Genomic DNA, 19,282 nt, shown 5'->3' on the forward strand with positions numbered 1-19,282 from the left:
ATTAAAGAATTCTACACAATCATTCCTGCGGCTACAGTTTCATTTGTTGCATCATCCACTAAAATAATACTCCCTGTTGTCCTATTATCTCTATAAGAATCTACCATCAATGGTTTTGTTGTTCTTATTTTGACCTTAGAAATGTCATTCATTTGTAAATCCTTATCCTTACTATTTCTATCCAATGAATTAATATCTATCTTATAGATAATTTCCTTAATCATTGCTTTTTGTTCATTTGAAGTGTGTTTAATTGTATATTTTGTCCTTGGTTGAGCTGGTTTATTGTTTAACCAACATAACATGACTTCTATATCCTGAGTTGCTTTGGATTTATTATTGGACCGTACAACCATATCTCCTCTACTTATATCTATATCATCTTCAAGTGTAACTGAAACAGACATCGGTGCAAAAGCCTCTTCAATTTCCCCACTAAAAGTATCAATCGTTTTAATTTTAGAAGTAAATCCCGAAGGCATAACCGTAATTTCATCACCAACTCTTAAAACACCGCTAGCCATTCGTCCTGCATATCCCCTATAATCTATATAGCCTTCTCTTTGTGGCCTCAAAACTGTTTGGACGGGAAAGCGCGCATCAACTTTGTTCGTATCACTGCTTATATGCATCGTTTCTAAAGTGTGCAACATTGGAGCTCCCTGAAACCAAGGCATGTTCTCTGATTTATGTACTACATTGTCCCCTAGTAATGCACTCATGGGTATAAATCGCACATCTTTTACCAACATTTTGGACGAAATTTCTTCAAATTGAGAAACAATTTTATTATAAATTTCTTCTGAAAAATCTATTAAATCCATTTTATTTATGCAGACAATCACATGTGGTATTTGTAACAAGGATGCTATAAATGCATGCCTTTTTGTTTGTTCTATTACTCCGTGTCTAGCATCAATTAAAATAGTCGCCACATTTGACGTTGATGCTCCTGTTACCATATTCCTAGTGTATTGAATATGTCCTGGAGTATCCGCAATAATAAACTTACGTTTGGGTGTTGTAAAATATCTATAGGCAACATCAATTGTAATTCCTTGCTCCCTTTCGTCTCTTAAACCGTCTGTAAACAAGGCTAGGTCTACCCCTTCATGGCCTTTTTTCTTACTTGTGTTTTCTATTGCTTCTAACTGGTCTTCAAATATTGATTTTGAATCATAAAGTAACCGGCCTATTAGTGTACTTTTACCATCATCAACGCTTCCGGCAGTTGTAAATCGCAATAACTGATTGTTATCTAACATAATATAATGTAGCTTTATAATGATTTTTTAAAAATAACCTTGTCTTTTTCTATCTTCCATGGCCGATTCTGACCGTTTGTCATCACTTCTATTACCTCTTTCTGTTTTCCTCATACCCGAAACTTCTTGGGCAATCTTTTCTAAAGTATCTGCATCTGATTCAATTCCACCAGTAATAGTTATATCTCCCAATGTTCTAAAGCGAATTTTCTTGGTTATCACTTCCTCATGATCTTCAAGAACTAAAAATTCAGAATTTGGAATCCAAGTGTCTTGTCTCCATACAACTTCTCTTTCATGGGCAAAATAAAGTGATGGAATGGAAATATTCTCTCGTTTAATATAGTTCCAAACATCCATTTCAGTCCAATTACTAATAGGAAATGCCCTAAAGTGTTCCCCTTGAAAATGTCTCCCATTAAATATATTCCACAATTCAGGACGTTGGTTTTTTGGGTCCCATTGTCCAAAATCATCTCGATGGGAAAAGAAACGCTCTTTTGCCCTTGCCTTTTCTTCGTCCCTTCTTCCTCCACCAATAGCACAATCAACTTTATTCGTTTCAATAGCATCCAAAAGAGTTGTTATCTGCAATGCATTACGAGTAGCATTTTTTCCTCTTTCTTCGGCAACTCTTCCTTCGTCTATTGATTCCTGAACCGAACCAACAATTAGTTCTACTCCCAATTCTTTAATAATATCATCCCTAAACTGAATTGTTTCTGGAAAGTTGTGCCCTGTATCCACATGCATTAAAGGAAACGGAATTTTTGAAGGATAAAATGCTTTTTTTGCCAAATGCGTCACTAATATTGAATCTTTTCCGCCAGAAAATAAAATCACAGGGTTTTGGAACTGTGCCCAAACTTCTCTTAGGATAAAAATCGCTTCGGATTCTAATTCGTCTAAATAATTTAAATAATATTTACTCATTATCTATTAATTCAAGTTTTAATTTGATTTTCTTATATATAATCTCTACTGATTCCTCTATTGTATTTTGGTGTGTAACCTCAATATCTGGGTCTGTAGGGTATTCATAAGGTGCAGAAATACCCGTCATATTTTCAATTTTTCCTTGTCTGGCTTTTTTATATAGTCCTTTTACATCTCGCCTTTCGCACTCCTCTAAACTAGTGTTTACAAAAACTTCAATATAATTGTCTCTTCCAACCGTTGTTTTTATTAATTCACGGTCTTTTTTGTATGGGGCCACAAACGCAGCTAAAACAAGCAATCCAGCATCAATAAAGAGTTTGGAAATTTCCCCTATTCTACGATTATTTTCGGATCTATCTTCGGGACTGAAAGTAAGTCCTTTGTTTATTCCTAAACGCACATTATCTCCATCCAGAATATACGTTTTAATCTTATTGTTAAAAAGTTTTTCTTCCAAAGCGTTTGCTATTGTTGATTTTCCAGACCCCGACAATCCCGTAAAAAAAACAAGAAATGAATTGTGGCCATTTGCAGCTCTTCTTACTTTTCTATCTATTCCAAAATTATGGGCTATTATGTTCTTTTCCACTTTTTTGCTCTATTTCTTTTATCCAAACCAAAATTTATTCTATACCATAATCTCTCGTGAAAATAATAAAGAACCATCTTTGTCAACACCTCTGCAAAACCAATTTTCAATCCTGTTAATGGATTTCCAGATATAAACCAAGATAATAGTATTGTGTCAAGTGTCCCAACAACTCTCCACGTAATTGTTTTTGTTAAATGCCTTTTTTGACTATCCAATAATTTTATTCTAAACCAAACTCTTTCGTGGGCATAGTATAAAATCATTTTAGTCGCCATTTCAGAAATTCCTATTTTCAATCCTGTTAAAGGATTTCCTGTTATAAGCCATGATAAGAATATTGTGTCCAAAGTACCTACCATTCTCCATGTAATGGTTTTCGCAATATGTCTTTTATGTAATTTAATCCCCACTATTATTATTTTACAACAAAATAATCATTTAACAAGTTGCTCTTATTATATTCTAACTCCTTGTTTGTGTGTTTTGAAGTGACTTTTAATCCTACTGCACTACAAATAGCATGACCTGCGGCAGTGTCCCATTCCATGGTTGGGGCAAATCTAGGATAAACATCTGCTCTTCCCTCTGCAACCAAGCAAAACTTTAGGGAGCTACCTTTCGATACAATTTCTATTTCTTTATATTCCTTCTTAAGATTATTAATAAAATCTTGTGTGTCCTGATTCATATGGGAACGACTTCCCACAACTTTTATTAAGTTTTTTTTGGAGCCAGATTGAGATATTTTGTCTTGTTCTTTAAATAGTTCACCTATAATTTTATGGTTTCTATTCAAGATTGTTTTGTATGCATCATTCAGCTCAATACCTGTATAGTAAAGTTCTCTAGTAACAGGAACATATATAATTCCAAGAAATGGAACTCCTTCCTCAACTAATGCAATGTTTACTGTGAATTCTCCATTTCTCTTTATAAATTCCTTTGTCCCATCCAAAGGGTCAACAATCCAACACAATGACCAATCTTTTCTTATTTTATATTCAGTCTGTTTGTTCTCTTCACTTATAATTGGAATGTTTGTTTTTTCCAACTCACTTATAATTGCTTTGTTAGATGCTTTGTCAGCAGATGTTAAAGGCGAATTATCTCCTTTGGTTTCTATTTCAAAACCTTCTTGCTCATAAATAGTCATAATTTTTCTTCCCGCTTCTATGGAGGCTTTAATAGCTGTTTTAAGCAGTTCTAATTTTTTCATATTGCATTTTTATAACACTGTTTGTTGCCCTTTTGGCTAAACTACAATAATTATTTTCCTTAATAGTCTTGACAGAATTTAATCCGTTGTCTTTGATTATTTTTACGGCAAAAATCATCCCAAGTCATATGAACACCATCAATGAAATGGCATACACCAAAATTTTGAATATTCATGATTGTAAAGTTTTAATAATGCATTTTGCAAGATTTTTGGCGTGTGTTGGGTAATCCTTTTGTCATGAGCAAACTAAAACTCCATACAATAAAATCAGATTAAGATATAGAAGCACCATAAGGGTAAGAAGTATGTGGTCTTTTATCAATACTCTCTGAGGACTTCCAATAACACAAAAATTTCTCTAACAATTCATAATTACAAAAGCTCCTTATACAATAATATATTAACTGTTGTTTCATGTTTCTTTTAAATTATCCATAGTATAGGTGAGTTTATCCATTTTGTGAAATTATAATCTGGTGGTTTTTTTCAAATCTTCATACAACATGTGTAAGTCAAGAAAACCTGTGCCTTCTGTAATTAATATACTCATCTTTAATTCTTCTTGTAGTTTTTTAAATATGTACTTAACGACAACAATCCCAACATTATTAATAGAAGCACAAGTAACCCAATTGGCACCCAGAACTTATAACTATACCATATACCCTTAATCTCAACGCCCCTTCTTGGGAAGGATGATATAACATTTAATATACTAGACTTATTGGCCCTTTCAACATTCAACAAAACAAGGTTTTGTTTTAGTTTATCAACCTGATTAATCAAAGCAAGTTCCTTGTTCTCCTCCCCTCCATTTTCCCCAAGCCTTATGTTAGTTCCTTGTAGTGGATTCTCTGCTTCTTTTTCCATAACTCGTTTGTACAAATGTTGAAGAGAATCAATCTCTATCAACTGTCTTTTGTATATACTATCTTGTAATTCTATGTTTTCTTCATTAATTCTATGTTGAAGCTTAAAATATTCGTTTCTAGAAATAGAATTAATTATTGAAGACTCAATTTTTTTTGCAATACTGTTGTTACTAGCCTTAACTGATATAGTATGAAAACGAGCATCTAGTGAATTGAAGTTTTTTAAATAATTTTCAATGTCAATTGCCTTTTGTGTAGTAGTATCTAGGCTTTTTACAAATTTATCAAAAAGCTGTACTTTTTGATTTTCATCAGAGTACGACTCAACGTTTAACTTATCTATATAAGAGGCATCTTCAATTGAAATTCCTAAAGCCTCTGCCAAAGCCACAGAGTCTTTTGCTTCAGCCAATTCATTATAAAAATTAACATTGTTATAAAGCTGCTGTACGCTATTAAAGTTTGGTTCAACTACCATTGTGGATATATATTTTGGCGCCTTTTGTATGTCCAAATAAATTCCAGCTATGAGGCCAAGGATAGCAGCAATAGCAAATTTTAAAAAATGTTTTTGAAGAAAGAGAAGAAAGAGAATTATTAAGTGAAATATCCCTTTAAAAATACTTCCAATAAAATTAAAAAATCTTTTAAATCCATTTCCTATTAATTGAAACAACTGACCCAAATCTACCTCATCAGAAGGTTGTGGATTTTTTGGTTGAACTTGTTTTGCCATTATTTAGTGTTGAATATCTGAGTTAATATTTTATCTGTAATTAAATAGGTAGGTTTAACACCTGTGGTTCCCAAACCACCAGAAGCTAATGTACTTCCCGTTTCCAAAGGGTTGTCAGATGCATAATAAGCATATCTCACAGTAACATTTTCATTGATGCTTTTCCTTATTTTGGAAGCTGACTGAATTGCCTTCTGATAATGAACGCCTTCCATTTCTAAACCAATAACATTCCATGTAGAATCATGGAAAAACTTTAAAATGTCTTTATTTTGCAATGACGTTCCCAAAACCGTTACCATTGTTCCTTCATAAATTTTTAGCCCATGTCCATTAAAATCTTCTGCACACAATGCATTTTCAAAAGGATAATTATCTGCAGTTCCTTCAAAAATATGCGCAGAAGGAATCATAAGATCTCCTTTGCCACCTTCTAAAATACCCGCCTTACCCATTATTGAAATAGAGCTTATATTTAAAAATCTTTTTGGGTGTTTTTTTACTATATATGGTTTTAAAAACTCATCTATAGTCTCATAGGCTTGCTCCCCAAAAGCATAGTCCATTACAAAGATAACAGGTTTTTTCTCATTTGGTATCTCATTGTCAATTTCATAACAGCATACATCTTCTCCCAACTTGGCCATATCAAATATCTGAACATCTATATTGGTTCCAGAGATATCATCAATAGCAATCATACCATTCTTTTTTGCAATTGTCTCCACTTTGTCTCTCAACTCGACATTGTTCGAATCGCTTAATGCCTCATAAATTTCCAGAGAATCTGTATTTTTAAACTCATTTGAAAGGGCCTTTTTTGCAAACAAGCTATTCATTACACTATGCATATTAGCACTAATGATATGAATGGGCCTTTCTAAAAGATTGTGTTTTGCAAGAGTTTCTTTAATTGTATCTGCCCATCTTTCTCCATGAATATGATGCCCTAAACGTTCTCTTAATACAGCGCTAAAGGTTATTGTGCGTTTTTCTCCAGTAGTTTCTTCTTCTATTGCCAATTTACCCAACCAATAAACTATTTTAAGAAATTGTTCTGGGTCTTCCTTAGTTGAAAATTTTCCATAAACATCTAGGGTTTCCTCAAAAGACCTTCCTAAAATGTTTGCAGTATGTATTAAAGCAACCTCCTTTTGGTCTTGAGTAAGCTTTCCTTTTTTAATAGCTTCTTCAAGTTTTTGCCAATCTCTTATGGTTTTGTCTGTATCTTCAATTAAAACCCTGTCACTGATTTTTTTTGATTCTACAAACAAAAATGTAAGGTGGGTAAGTATGTCATAGATATCAGAACGCCCCCTAGTAATCTCAATGTTCATTTGTTCATCATCTATGCGATAACAGTTTCTTCTTCTTTTTGGTGGAATAATCGGTTCTAAATGTGATTTTTTAAAACCCTCATCAGAAGTTAAATTTATAAACCTACACTCCTCTATGCCTTTTGGCAAGCGTTCTAAAACATAAATTAACCCGCTTAATTCTGCCTTTTCTTCTGCAATGGTTCCGTAAATTTCTGGTCTTAAATGAAGCAATGCGTTTCTTAAGGCTTCACCAGATACGCCCGAAGGTTTATAAAAACCTCGATTGAACAAATGACGCATTGTAATGTACAAACGCTCAATTGCATTTGTTGATTCTTGAGCTCTTGTAGTATTCTTTATTTTGCTCATACTTTTCTAAACAAAATTACATCTAATATTTTTGTTAGCAATAATTTAGAAGAAATATCCTTTCTTAAGGTTCTTTTTGAAGTGATAATATATCTGCAACTTTTCTATCATTAGATAAGCGTTGCACTTTGTTTTGCCCGCCAAGTTTCCCAATAGATTTCATGTATTCCACAAAGCCTCCTTTCTTAATGAATAATACTTTTAAGGGTTGAAGTATTTTGCCTTCAATCAAATCATAATAATAGCTATTTTGTTTTTGGAGTGATTTGTCTAAAACCTGAATGAATTTAGAAACATCAGATGGGGTTTTTTCAAATTCTATTAACCATTCATGATAAGGCAATTCCTTTCCCAGAGGTGTAATTTGTGGCGCTACAGTAAACTCATTCACTCTGGCATCTGTTGCATCAATTGCTTGGCGCATTGCCTCCTCTACTTCTTTTGCAATTACATGTTCCCCAAAGGCAGAAATAAAATGCTTTATACGCCCTGAAACTATTATTTTATAGGGTTTTAAAGAAATAAACTGAACGGTATCTCCAAGATTATATGCCCATAATCCCGCATTGGTAGAAATAATCATCACATAGTTAATTCCTGTTTCGACATCTTTAATGGTTATTCTTTCGGGGTTTTCATTAAAAAAATCGTCTGCCTTTACGAATTCATAGAAAATACCAGAATTCAACAACAATAGCATTCCTTTTTCCTTTTGGGAGTCTTGATATGCAAAAAAACCCTCACTTGCCGGAAACAATTCTATACTGTCTACCTTTCTACCGATAAGGTTTTCAAATTTTGCTCTATATGGTTCATAATTTACTCCACCATAGATGAACAACTGAAAATTTTTGAATAATTCTCCAACCTTCTTATTGGTTTTTGCATTTAGCTTCTCAAAATACATTTGGACCCAAGAAGGGATTCCGGCAATAACAGACATATCCTCATGTACCGTTTCATCAACAATGGTATTTACCTTAGTTTCCCAATCCTCTATGCAATTGGTTTCCCAGCTGGGTAATCTGTTTTTTTGTAGATAGCTTGGCACATAATGAGCAGAAATTCCCGAAAGCCTTCCTAGTTTAACACCATTTTTCTCCGTCAATTCAGGGCTTCCTTGTAAAAAAATCATTTTTCCGCCAACAAAATCTACATTACCTGTCTCATAGATATAGTTTAAAATAGCATTTCTAGAAGCTTCAACTTGGTGTTTGATAGATTTTGTACTTATTGGTATATATTTTGCGCCAGATGTGGTGCCGGAGGTTTTGGCAAAATAGATAGGTAGTCCGGGCCATAGAACATCCTTTTCTCCTTTGACTACTTTTTCAACATACGTCTTTAATTCTTCATAATCTCGTATAGGAACACGCGCTACAAAATCTGAATGGGATTTTATTTTAGAAAATTGGTGGTCAGAACCAAATAATGTATCCTTTGCAGTGAAAATTAAGTCTTGGAATACTCTATCTTGTGTTTCAATAGGGTTATTTACCCACTTGGAGGTTTTCTTTGCTATTCTTTTTGCAAACTGTTTTGCTGCTAACGATTTTAAGGACATATAATCTTATTTAAAATCGATATAATCCATTGGATTTACTGGGTTTCCATTGCTCCACAACTCAAAATGTAAATGTGGTCCTGTAGTTAGCTCCCCTGTGTTCCCCACAACAGCAATGACTTCTCCCGCTCTTACCAAGTCTCCTTGCCCTTTATTTAAAGAACCATTGTGTTTATAAACAGATAATAATCCCTCAGTATGTTCTAGGATAATAACGTAGCCTGTCTCAGTAGTCCACTCAGAAAAAATAACTGTTCCGCTAGCGGTTGCTTTAACCGGAGTTTCCTTTGGAGCAACTATATCTACAGCAAAATGCTTCTTTTCTAGGTCATATCCCTGGGAAAGCATTCCAGAAACTGGAGGAAATAAAACAATATTAACATTGTTAACGTCTCTTTCGAACAAGTTGTACTTATCTTCTAAAGCTACTTGAGCCCTAAGAAGAGAATCTTCCTTAATTGGAGTTAAATTTACTGTTGATGGGTCTATTTTAAATTGCTCAAAAAGCGAATCCCTATTTATTTCATTATTTGCGACATCCCCTTTTAATACCATCCTAACATTGTCCAAATACCTATTGGTATAATTTAAAACATTTACCAATGAATCTGTTTTATAAGTAAGCTCCGTAGCCTGTCTTTTTAGTTGTGTAGAAGAGTACCCGGGAATATACTCTCGTAAGGGTGTAAATGCAATTAACAACGTAGTAAGGCCAATTAATAAAATCATTAAAAATGTTCCTGTTACAAAAACATTCAATCTACTTAATTTAAAAGAGATTTTTTCCTCAAAAGTGCTTTCATTTAGTATTACCAAACGGTACTTATGCAAGAGTTTCCTCTTAATTTCTTTCCCTTTTTTTCCTTTTTTGGCCATAGAACACAAATATAAGGTTACTATTGAATTTTAACGAAAGTGATTGCTAATTTATAGAATCCTTAACGGTATCTAAAAACCAAATAGGCATTGGGCAATTAAATATGTTGGTTCCCGTTAATATTAACTGTATCTTATCTCTTTATTTATTACATTTGTTATTACTTAAAATTAATTACTATGATATCATCACATATTTTTTTAGGAATGATAGGGCCGTGGCAAATAGCTATTATCGTTATGGTAATTCTTTTGTTGTTTGGAGGTAAAAAAATTCCAGAATTAATGAGAGGTCTTGGAAGTGGCATCAAAGAATTTAAAGATGCTTCTAAAGAAGAAGAGATTGAAGAAAAAAAAGAAGATTAAATTATCTTTTTAAAAAATAATTATAAACCCATCATTTAAAATGATGGGTTTTTTTGTGTCTAAATGCATAAAAATCATCCTCTTGCATTGTCAGTACAGATAGAGCCTTATCGGTAAAATACATAATTTCTTCGTTTACGACACAAAACCTGTGTTTCACAACAAAAAATATAATTCCTAACTAAGAACCAATAAATTCGAAAATTGAAATTGGCACAAGCATGTGCTGTTCGTTGTTAAAAAACCCAAATTGATGATGGTAGTGGTGTTTTAATAAACATAAAACGCATGAAAACACCTATTAAGGTCTTTATTTTTTTATTCTCTTTTTGTCTGTTCGCAGGTAATCATATTGGTATTAAACCTATGGAACCTGGATTGGCTATCAATCCCTCAAATTCAAAAGAAACCGTAAAAAGCAGAAAATTTGAAAATTTGAAAAACGTAGAAAATGGTTTCTATGTCATTTCCAATGTTTATAAAAACAAAACCTATTTAAATAAAGAGATAAAATCTTTACAAAAGAAAGGCATAGCTGCAAATTTTGTTTTTAATCCAGACAATAAGCTTAATTATCTTTATTTAAAACATTATACTCGCTGGGAAGATGCTTTAATGGCCTGCGAGACAAAATTAGATGGTGCTTATAAAGAAAATTTATGGGTCATGATTGTGGCAAATGAAAGCACGCAGCCAAATATAAAAAACCCTATAGTTAAAGTTGAAGCCATTAGTGTTCCATTAGCTCCAATTAAGAAAAAATTGGTTTCTCAGCAAAAAAATAAAACACCAGACAATAAATTAATTAAAAGAGCAGACGAGTACTTCAACAAAATGTGGTATGCAGAAGCGGCCGAACTTTATGAGCAAGCTCTTTATGGCAACAGGGAAAACCAAACAATGGAGGTCCTACAAAAAGCAGGGGACGCACATTACTTTAATACCAATATGGAAAGAGCTTATTATTGGTATAACATCCTCTATGAAAAATATCAAGGCAGTGTTTCTGCAGATGTTATTTTTAAATATGCACATACATTAAAAGGTTCTGGCAAATATGGTAGGGCAAAAAGGCTTATGAAGCTATATGATAAAATGCCTAAAAACAATGGGACAAATGCTAATAGAAGTAATACTCCCAAAATAAGTCATGAAGCGGTTTTAGACAATATTCTTAATCAAGGTGATAAATTCGAGGTAAAGAATTTGGCAATAAATTCTAAATATTCAGAATTCTCCCCAATGTTCTACAATGAAGACGAAGTTGTTTATGCATCTGCAAAAGATACGTCAGTCTTTACGACCAATACTTATAAATGGAACAAACAACCCTACTTAGATTTATTTGCAGCAAAACTAAACAAAGAAAGCTACGACTTAAGAAACGCTACTAAATTTTCCAAAAAAATAAACACAAAATATCATGAGGCCTCTGTTACCTTTTCTCCAGACAATGAGACCATGTATTTTACTAGAAACAATTATAAAAAGAAATTAAAAAGAGACAAGAAGGGTATAAACAACCTTAAGATATATATGTCCAAAAAAATAGATGGTGTATGGTTAGAAGCTGTTGAAGTACCTTTCAATAGTGACGAATATTCAACTGGTCACCCAGCTTTAAGTCCAGATGGGAAGAAACTTTATTTTGTTTCAGATATGCCTGGAAGCATTGGCATGACCGATATTTTTGTGGTAGATGTACTGGAAGATGGTTTGTTTTCCGAGCCAAAAAACTTAGGGCCAAATGTAAATACTGAAAGAAGAGAGATGTTTCCTTTTATAAATGATGAAAAATTATATTTTTCTTCCAATGGTCATGTTGGTTTAGGTGGGTTAGACGTTTTCGTGGCCACGATAGATGAAGAGGGAGGTTTTTCGGAAATCATAAATGTAGGAGCACCTGTAAACAGTGGAAAAGATGATTTTTCATATATAGTTGATGAGGAAACCCAAAAAGGATTTTTCGCTTCAAACAGAGCAGGTGGAAAAGGGGATGATGATATTTATTCTTTTAAGCGCTTAATTCCTGATGAGGTTGAAGAAAATGCAATTGCCGGTGTTGTTACAGAGCTTATTACTGGCAATGTTATGCCCAAAGCAATGGTAACATTGTTGGATGAAAACAACATCAAACTTAAAGAAATGATGGTTAAAGAAGATGGTAGTTTCATTTTTGAGGATTTAGATGGAAATACAAAATATACCATAGCGACCAAAAAGGAGAGCTACTTTGATGAAGAAGCCCAAGTAAGCACTAAACAAAATGAAGTTGTAAATATTGATGTCTCAATGAGAAAACTAAAAGAATTGATTCTTGTTGAGGAAGGTATAAAGAAGCTTAAAACTGATATGATTTACTTCAACTTTGATAAATTTAATATTAGAAAAGATGCCGCAGAGGAGCTTGATAAGCTAGTTGATGTAATGACCGAATACCAAGACATGGTCATTAAAATTGAATCCCATACGGATTCCTTTGGGGAAAGCGCATACAACAAATATCTTTCTGATAAGAGGGCTAAATCCTCTAGGGACTACTTAATCCAAAAAGGAATATCTCCTGATAGAATTGAAAGTGCTATTGGGTATGGAGAAGAGCGCTTGTTAAACGAGTGTGGTGATGGTGAGCCTTGTAGCAGAGAAAAACACAAACTAAATAGACGATCAGAATTCATAATTGTAAAGATGTGACCTAAAAAATATAGAGCAAACAAAAAGCCATCTTTTTAAGATGGCTTTTTTTATATCTAGATTCTTTACCTAACCTATTTTAAGGGTTTTGAGTATGGCTTCCAGTTCAAACATATAATCTCTTTTCTCAGTAGCGGGGGCAAAAGTAAAGCCTTCTACAACCACCTTTCTTTTATTTGCCTCATCATTGATGATATAGGTTAAAAATGGTCCCGCCATAAAATCATTCTTAACCTCCCATATCCCCCTAACCTCTGCTGCTTTGTTTCCTGCAACTTCTGCTGGAAAAATTGCTGGCGCAAAAGCTTTTTCAGTAATCATATAAGTGGTTTTTCCAGGCATATCAGGTCCGGGAACATACTTTTCTCCTATAGAGTCCCTCATTCTAATAATATCTTTAACAAATGTAGAGTCTGTGTCAAAACTATCTTCTGGCATTGTATAAACAATAATGTTCATATGTCCTTTGGGTATTTGCCTGTCCAACCAAACAAAATTGTCTTCTTGTTTGCCCACTTTATAAACCGATGGGATGGTCATAGAAATCCCAAATTTTTCTTCCAGAACCTTTTCTTTGTTCATAGAACGTTTAAAACGGGTCTGTGCCTCTTCAATTTCTAATGTTTTAAAACTTGTTATAGCGTCTTGAGCTTTATTTTCAATATTCTGCACCAGTTCATCAAGGTTTCTGCCTTTAAAAACACCTATTTTTTGCGGTCTGGCATATAAATTTGTCTTAACATGAGCCACACTCAACGTATCAATATCTACATATAATAAGGTCCTTGAATTTCTTATGGCGCCACTAAATACGCTTTTGGGTATATGGCTAAGTGAAAATTTGGGTTCGTCCCATATCATTCCTTTCAAAGGTGCCGCAAAATGTTCTCTTATTTTATCCCCCGCAGGACCGTTCCACAAATCATTGTCCATAACAACGGTCAATGAGTTTATTGCTCCTATAGATGAGGGTTTGTATTCTGTTTTATTCTTGTTCTTACAGGAGAAGAAAAATGAAATTGTTATGGCAAGTACTAAAAGTGTTCTTAATTTTTTCATTGGTTTAAATTTACGATGAACAATCACACAACTTAAGTTTTGTGCCCGGTTTTAAATTACTACCACTAATACCGTTCCATTCTCGTAAATTTTCAATACTAATTCCAGGATATTTTCTAGAAATGGTCCACAAAGAATCCCCTTGTTGAACAGTATGTACTTTGGTGCCCTTTATAGGGGCTGTTTTAGCCGAGTTTGTTTTGGCACTAGCAACCGCTTGCGTCACGTTTGGGTTCCTTGTAAAAATCGTAAGACGTTGCCCAATTCTCAGATTATTGCTTCGCAATCCGTTCCATCTTTTAATATCACTAACTCTTACTCTATAGCGCTCTGCAATTTTGCCTAAATAGTCCCCGCTGCGAACTTTATATCTAATTTGGTCATTTGCTTTTACCAATTGCGGCAAAGGACTTTCTTTTGATTTAAGTTCTTTTTCTACATGTGCATAAATGGCTTGTTCGTTGGCAACAAATTTACCCATCGCTTCTGTGGGCAGTCTCAAGGAATAGTTTTTCCCTTTAATGAATGGTATAACATTCAACTTATAAGATGGATTCAAAACCTTTAGCTCGTCAACGGAAACATCCACCAGTTCCGAAATTTGATTAAAAGTAATTAAGCTCTTTACTTGGACCGTATCTGTCATAAAATAAGGGCGCTCTACTTTTTTTGTTTTAAGACCATGCTCTTCCGCATACTCAAAAATATACATGGTAGCCAAAAAAGCTGGAAGATAACCCGCTGTTTCTCTTGGTAAATTCCTTCTGATATTCCAATAGTTTTTATACCCCCCTGATCTTCGAATGGCCTTGTTTACATTTCCTGGACCTGAATTGTAGGCTGCCAATGCCAAATCCCAATCCCCAAAAATATCGTACAATTTTGAAAGATATTTTGCGGATGCTTTTGTGGATTTTATTGGATCCATTCGTTCATCAACATAACTGCTCACATCCAAATCATACATTTTGCCTGTTCCGTACATAAATTGCCAAAGACCTGTGGCTCCTACTCTTGATCTGGCGCGTGGGTTCAGGGCGGACTCAACGATAGACAAATACTTTATTTCCAATGGCAAGTCTTGATTGTCTAACTCTTGCTCAAACAAAGGGAAATAGAATTGGCTACTAACAAGCATTCTCTCCATGAGACCACGCTTTCTTGTTAAAAAAGACTTTATTACATTCTCCAGAGATGGATTATATGAAATATTAAAAGGTGTTTTTTGGTTGAGGATTTCCAGTCTTTTTTTTAGTGTCTCGGTATCCAAATTATATGCAGAAGCAGAATCAACCTCTAAATTGGAAACCTCTTCGTACATAATGTCAAAAAGTGATGCCTGATTTACAAGTTCCTTTAACCAAAGACTATCATATGTGGCCGCTTCTTGATTGTCTTGAAGATCATATTTTTTTGAGCCTGATTTTACCGAACCAAACAAAATAGCATCCGGTTCATTAGAGGTTTTTACAAGCTCTTTCTGTTCTGTTGCTTCTTGAATTGCGTAAGTTGAGTCTGAAGCCACTTCTATAGCCCCCGCGGACATCGTAGCATTTATCCTAATACTATCTATTTGTTGGGCATTCAAAAATGAACCCACAAAAGATAAAACAACACAGAAGTGTATTTTTTTTATAGCGCACATAAGGTTTGGTTTAAACTAACAGAGCCGTTAAAAATCGTTTAAATTTCTTGAAAAATAAAACTTTTAACTTAAAAGTAATTCTCGGTTGAGAAAAGCCCGTTAATCGATAACGCCTTATCTACTCTAATATTGCAGCAATTCCAGGCAACGTTTTTCCTTCCAAACTCTCTAACATAGCTCCTCCGCCGGTAGAAACATAGCTTACCTTATCCTCAAAGCCAAACTGTTTAACTGCAGCTACGGAATCTCCTCCTCCTACTAAGGAAAATGCTCCATTTTTTGTTGCTTCATCAATATAGTTCCCTAATGAAATGGTGCCATTGGCAAAGCTTTCCATTTCAAATACGCCTATTGGTCCGTTCCAAAGAATGGTTTTAGATTTAAGTATAACCTCTTGGAAATTTTTTAACGTCATTGGACCGGCATCCAACCCTTGCCATCCGCTTGGTATTTTATCCACATCCAAGACTTTGGTTTGTGCATCATTACTAAAATCATCTGCTGCTAAAACATCAACAGGAATATGTACTTGCACACCCTTTTCTTTTGCTTGTTTTAAAATATCCAATGCCAGTTCCATTTTGTCGTCCTCACAAATAGAATCCCCAACTTCTCCCCCTTGTGCTTTAACAAATGTATAGGTCATTCCTCCGCCAATAATCAAATGGTCTACCTTGTCTAAAATATTTTCAATAATGGTAATTTTAGATGAAACTTTAGCACCTCCTAAAATTGCCAGAACTGGTTTTTCACCGGTACGCATAACCTTTTCTATAGCTTCAATTTCTTTTGCCAAAAGATATCCAAAACATTTATTCTCTGGGAAAAACTTAGCAACAATTGTTGTAGATGCATGTGCTCTATGTGCTGTTCCAAAAGCATCGTTTACATAAACATCTCCCAATTTAGATAACTGTTCTGCAAAGGTTTCGTCTCCTTTTTCTTCTTCGGCATGAAAACGTAAATTTTCCAACAAAAGCACCTCGCCGCTTTGTAGATTAGAAACCGCCGCTTCAGCTTCTTCACCAACACAATCTTCCACAAACTTTACTTGAACACCTATAATGTCTGAAACCTTATCACAAATGTGCTTTAAAGACATGTCTGGATTGATTTGCCCTTTTGGTCTTCCCAAGTGACTCATTAAAATGGCGCTTCCGCCATCCTCCAAAACTTTGATAATGCTTGGCTTAGCGGCTTCAATTCTATTAGTGTCCGTCACATTAAAATCAGCATCCAATGGAACATTGAAATCAACACGAATCAATGCTTTTTTGTCTTCAAAATTTATTGTGTCTATGGTTTTCATTTTGCTTTAGTTTTATAAGAGTGGCAAATGTAAAGATTTATGAGGTGCATATAAAGGCCGACACCTAGAATTTACGGTTATATAAAGAGAATCTTTGTTATTATTTTAACAAGGTCCCAGTCTCATAGGCAGAACATCAAAAAAAACTATCTTTGATTAATGCTTTTCAAAGATATTTTAGGTCTAGCTCATATAAAAAAACATTTGTCGCAAAGTGCTGATGCGGGTAGAATACCACATGCGCAATTATTTGTAGGGCCTGAAGGTTCTGGAACTTTGTCCATGGCTTTGGCCTATGCCCAATATGTTATTTGCCAGAATCTAGATAGTGAAAATATTAATGGGAATAATGCATGCAATATTAAATGTAATTCGCTTTCTCACCCAGATATTCATTTCGCTTTTCCCGTTTCTAATAGTGATAAAATAAAAAGCCATGCGGTTAGCAACCATTATATGGAAGAGTGGCGGCAGTTTTTAACAGAGCAGCCCTATGGAAATCTTTTTGATTGGTACAGATTAATAGGTATTGAAAAAAAGCAAGGGCAAATTGGAGTTGATGAAGCTCAGGATATTGTTAAAAAACTATCCCTAAAATCCTACGAAGGAGGTTATAAAGTAATGTTGGTTTGGATGGCAGATAAAATGAACACTGCTGCTGCAAATAAGCTTCTAAAGCTCATTGAAGAACCACCAGAAAAAACCGTATTTCTCTTAATTGCTGAGGACGAAGAGCAAATTATACAAACCATAAGGTCTCGTTGCCAAATTCTTCATTTTCCTCCTTTGGCCGAAAATGTGATTGCCAATGCTTTAGAAGAAATAGGGACGCAAAAAGAAGAGGCGTTTAGAATAGCACATGAAGCCAATGGAAATTATAACAAAGCATTGGATTTAATAAACAACGATTCAGAAGACTTGGTCTTTGAAAAATGGTTTGTTCAGTGGGTACGTAGTGCTTTTAAGGCAAAAGGCAATAAGGCTGCCATACATGAGCTTATTCTGTGGAGTGAGGAGGTTGCAAAAACAGGGCGAGAAACTCAAAAAAAATTTTTAAAATATTGCTTGGGCGTAATGAGGCAGGCATTGCTTATAAATTATACAGCAACCGATCTTGCCTACATGAAAATTCATGTGGATGGATTTCAATTAGAAAAATTTGCCCCTTTTGTTCACGAAAACAATATTTTAGATATTGCTAAAGAGCTAGAAAGTGCCATTTATCATATTGAGCGCAATGGGAATTCTAAAATAATACTGACTGATTTATCAATTAAACTAACCCGGCTTCTTCATAAAAAGGCCGCCTAAAAAACGTTACGATGGATACTGTTTTAAATTATGCTACTGAACTTCTTTTGTTGCTTTTTTTGGTCATTACATTTCTACAAAGCGGATTGGACAAAATATTTGATTGGAGTGGAAACACTTCCTGGCTAAAAGAGCATTTTTCGAAAACTTTTCTTAAAAACATTGTTCCTTCAATGGTTGCAATTATTTTGGTTTTGGAAATGCTTGTCGCAATTCTGTGCGCGGTGGGTATATACGAACTTATAGCTTTGGACAGGGAAACGTATGCCTTTTATGGTGCGATACTTTCTTGTATAACTCTGTTGTTACTTTTGTTTGGACAACGGGTAGCTAAAGATTATGATGGCGCCAGAACCATTGCCATTTATTTTGTTCCTGCAATATTTTTGGTTTTTCTGTTACAGACATAAAAAAGCCCCAACAAATTAATGCTGAGGCCCTTTAAATTAATTTCCTTAATGCTTACTGCTTGTATTTATCGTTCAAGATTTTTACAATTGCATCCGTAACATCATTGGCATCAGTTCCATATAGAACTGCTCCATTATCTCCACCACTAAATAAATAGGTGAAGCCATTTGCTTTTCCATATGCCTTTATCTCTTTCTTTACCTTAGAAACAACACTATCCAGTTCTGTTTGATTGCCTTGTTGCAAAGCCAGTTCTTCCTGTTGTAATTGTTGGCCAATAAACTGTCCTTTTTGTTGAATTACAGCATATTCTTCTTGAGCTTTTGCCTGAGACATACTTTGGGCTTTCACTTGAAAGGCTTGAGCTTCCATTTGAAACGTTTGCGAAATGCTATCTCTCTTTTTGCCAAAAGTTTCTGCCAATGCTTTATATTTTGCATCAATATCCATTTTTTCTTGATAATCGGTCATCACTTTTATGTTGTCCACGTAACCTACTTTATCCTGTTGGCATGCAACCATTCCCAATAGCACTACTGCCAAAATTATTTTTTTCATCCTAGTTTTTTAAAGTTGGGCAAAAATAGGAAAGCTTTTTAAGAATAAAAGAAAGTTTAGGTTAAAAGACAGATTGACAAACATTGACACCAAAAAAATAACTATAAACAAAAACTATTGTATTTGTTTGTTTCAATTGTTTAAAACAATGGTTTAAGGTGTTTAAATCGGGGTTTAT

The 19,282-nt window shown here is 34.3% G+C and carries 17 protein-coding genes; 4 read left to right on the top strand and 13 right to left on the bottom strand.

Annotation, left to right across the window (positions count from 1 at the left end; translation table 11 throughout):
- Nucleotides 1–11: 11 nt before the first annotated feature.
- The 9 genes from cysN to AC000W_RS00525 all read right to left on the bottom strand — a co-directional run bounded on the left by cysN (nucleotide 12) and on the right by AC000W_RS00525 (nucleotide 9,751).
- Entirely contained in the window at nucleotides 12–1,265 is a 1,254-nt protein-coding gene (gene cysN / locus AC000W_RS00485; RefSeq protein ID WP_474745122.1) for a sulfate adenylyltransferase subunit CysN, read from the bottom strand.
- A 27-nt stretch (nucleotides 1,266–1,292) separates the two neighbouring features.
- Nucleotides 1,293–2,198, bottom strand: coding sequence for a sulfate adenylyltransferase subunit CysD (gene cysD / locus AC000W_RS00490; RefSeq protein ID WP_474745124.1), 906 nt, complete (start codon nucleotides 2,196–2,198; stop codon nucleotides 1,293–1,295).
- Nucleotides 2,191–2,793 (bottom strand): adenylyl-sulfate kinase, encoded by a 603-nt coding sequence (cysC, locus tag AC000W_RS00495; RefSeq protein WP_474745126.1) that lies wholly within the window; start codon nucleotides 2,791–2,793, stop codon nucleotides 2,191–2,193. Before cysC ends, cysD begins: the two co-directional genes overlap by 8 nt.
- Entirely contained in the window at nucleotides 2,778–3,200 is a 423-nt protein-coding gene (locus tag AC000W_RS00500) for a DUF2061 domain-containing protein (RefSeq protein ID WP_474745797.1), read from the bottom strand. The genes cysC and AC000W_RS00500 overlap by 16 nt, the downstream gene beginning before the upstream one ends.
- Before the next feature lie 11 nt (nucleotides 3,201–3,211).
- Nucleotides 3,212–4,012, bottom strand: coding sequence for a 3'(2'),5'-bisphosphate nucleotidase CysQ (cysQ, locus tag AC000W_RS00505; protein WP_474745127.1), 801 nt, complete (start codon nucleotides 4,010–4,012; stop codon nucleotides 3,212–3,214).
- Nucleotides 4,013–4,567: 555 nt separating this feature from the next.
- The gene (locus tag AC000W_RS00510; RefSeq protein WP_474745128.1) at nucleotides 4,568–5,623 is read right to left on the bottom strand and encodes a hypothetical protein; all 1,056 of its coding nucleotides are present in this window, start codon (nucleotides 5,621–5,623) and stop codon (nucleotides 4,568–4,570) included.
- Nucleotides 5,623–7,311 carry a DUF6909 family protein gene (locus AC000W_RS00515; RefSeq protein ID WP_474745129.1) on the bottom strand — a complete coding sequence of 563 codons (1,689 nt, stop codon included), beginning with the start codon at nucleotides 7,309–7,311 and terminating at the stop codon, nucleotides 5,623–5,625. The genes AC000W_RS00510 and AC000W_RS00515 overlap by 1 nt, the downstream gene beginning before the upstream one ends.
- A gap of 64 nt (nucleotides 7,312–7,375) precedes the next feature.
- Nucleotides 7,376–8,875 carry a GH3 family acyl-acid amido synthetase gene (locus AC000W_RS00520; protein ID WP_474745131.1) on the bottom strand — a complete coding sequence of 500 codons (1,500 nt, stop codon included), beginning with the start codon at nucleotides 8,873–8,875 and terminating at the stop codon, nucleotides 7,376–7,378.
- A 6-nt stretch (nucleotides 8,876–8,881) separates the two neighbouring features.
- A complete protein-coding gene (locus AC000W_RS00525) occupies nucleotides 8,882–9,751 on the bottom strand; it encodes a M23 family metallopeptidase (RefSeq protein ID WP_474745132.1) in 870 nt (289 codons plus the stop codon).
- A 180-nt stretch (nucleotides 9,752–9,931) separates the two neighbouring features.
- On the opposite strand from AC000W_RS00525, the gene tatA reads away from it, so the two are divergent.
- Nucleotides 9,932–10,117: a twin-arginine translocase TatA/TatE family subunit gene (gene tatA / locus AC000W_RS00530; RefSeq protein WP_474745134.1), complete on the top strand. Its 186-nt coding sequence runs from the start codon at nucleotides 9,932–9,934 to the stop codon at nucleotides 10,115–10,117.
- Nucleotides 10,118–10,405: 288 nt separating this feature from the next.
- A complete protein-coding gene (locus tag AC000W_RS00535; protein WP_474745136.1) occupies nucleotides 10,406–12,811 on the top strand; it encodes an OmpA family protein in 2,406 nt (801 codons plus the stop codon).
- Nucleotides 12,812–12,880: 69 nt separating this feature from the next.
- On the opposite strand, the gene AC000W_RS00540 is transcribed toward AC000W_RS00535, so the two are convergent.
- From AC000W_RS00540 to AC000W_RS00550, 3 genes are all read right to left on the bottom strand, one after another.
- Nucleotides 12,881–13,870: a DUF4837 family protein gene (locus AC000W_RS00540; RefSeq protein ID WP_474745137.1), complete on the bottom strand. Its 990-nt coding sequence runs from the start codon at nucleotides 13,868–13,870 to the stop codon at nucleotides 12,881–12,883.
- 10 nt (nucleotides 13,871–13,880) lie between these two features.
- Nucleotides 13,881–15,515 (bottom strand): lytic transglycosylase domain-containing protein, encoded by a 1,635-nt coding sequence (locus tag AC000W_RS00545; RefSeq protein ID WP_474745138.1) that lies wholly within the window; start codon nucleotides 15,513–15,515, stop codon nucleotides 13,881–13,883.
- A 118-nt stretch (nucleotides 15,516–15,633) separates the two neighbouring features.
- Nucleotides 15,634–16,824: a phosphoglycerate kinase gene (locus AC000W_RS00550; RefSeq protein WP_474745140.1), complete on the bottom strand. Its 1,191-nt coding sequence runs from the start codon at nucleotides 16,822–16,824 to the stop codon at nucleotides 15,634–15,636.
- Between the two features lie 159 nt (nucleotides 16,825–16,983).
- Between AC000W_RS00550 and AC000W_RS00555 the strand changes: the two genes are divergently transcribed.
- Both AC000W_RS00555 and AC000W_RS00560 read left to right on the top strand, forming a co-directional pair.
- Nucleotides 16,984–18,135: a DNA polymerase III subunit gene (locus tag AC000W_RS00555; RefSeq protein WP_474745142.1), complete on the top strand. Its 1,152-nt coding sequence runs from the start codon at nucleotides 16,984–16,986 to the stop codon at nucleotides 18,133–18,135.
- A gap of 11 nt (nucleotides 18,136–18,146) precedes the next feature.
- The gene (locus AC000W_RS00560; protein WP_474745144.1) at nucleotides 18,147–18,545 is read left to right on the top strand and encodes a DoxX family protein; all 399 of its coding nucleotides are present in this window, start codon (nucleotides 18,147–18,149) and stop codon (nucleotides 18,543–18,545) included.
- A 52-nt stretch (nucleotides 18,546–18,597) separates the two neighbouring features.
- On the opposite strand, the gene AC000W_RS00565 is transcribed toward AC000W_RS00560, so the two are convergent.
- Nucleotides 18,598–19,104 carry an OmpH/Skp family outer membrane protein gene (locus AC000W_RS00565; RefSeq protein ID WP_474745146.1) on the bottom strand — a complete coding sequence of 169 codons (507 nt, stop codon included), beginning with the start codon at nucleotides 19,102–19,104 and terminating at the stop codon, nucleotides 18,598–18,600.
- Nucleotides 19,105–19,282 lie beyond the last annotated feature (178 nt).

It is taken from the genome of Saonia sp. (genome assembly GCF_056326165.1).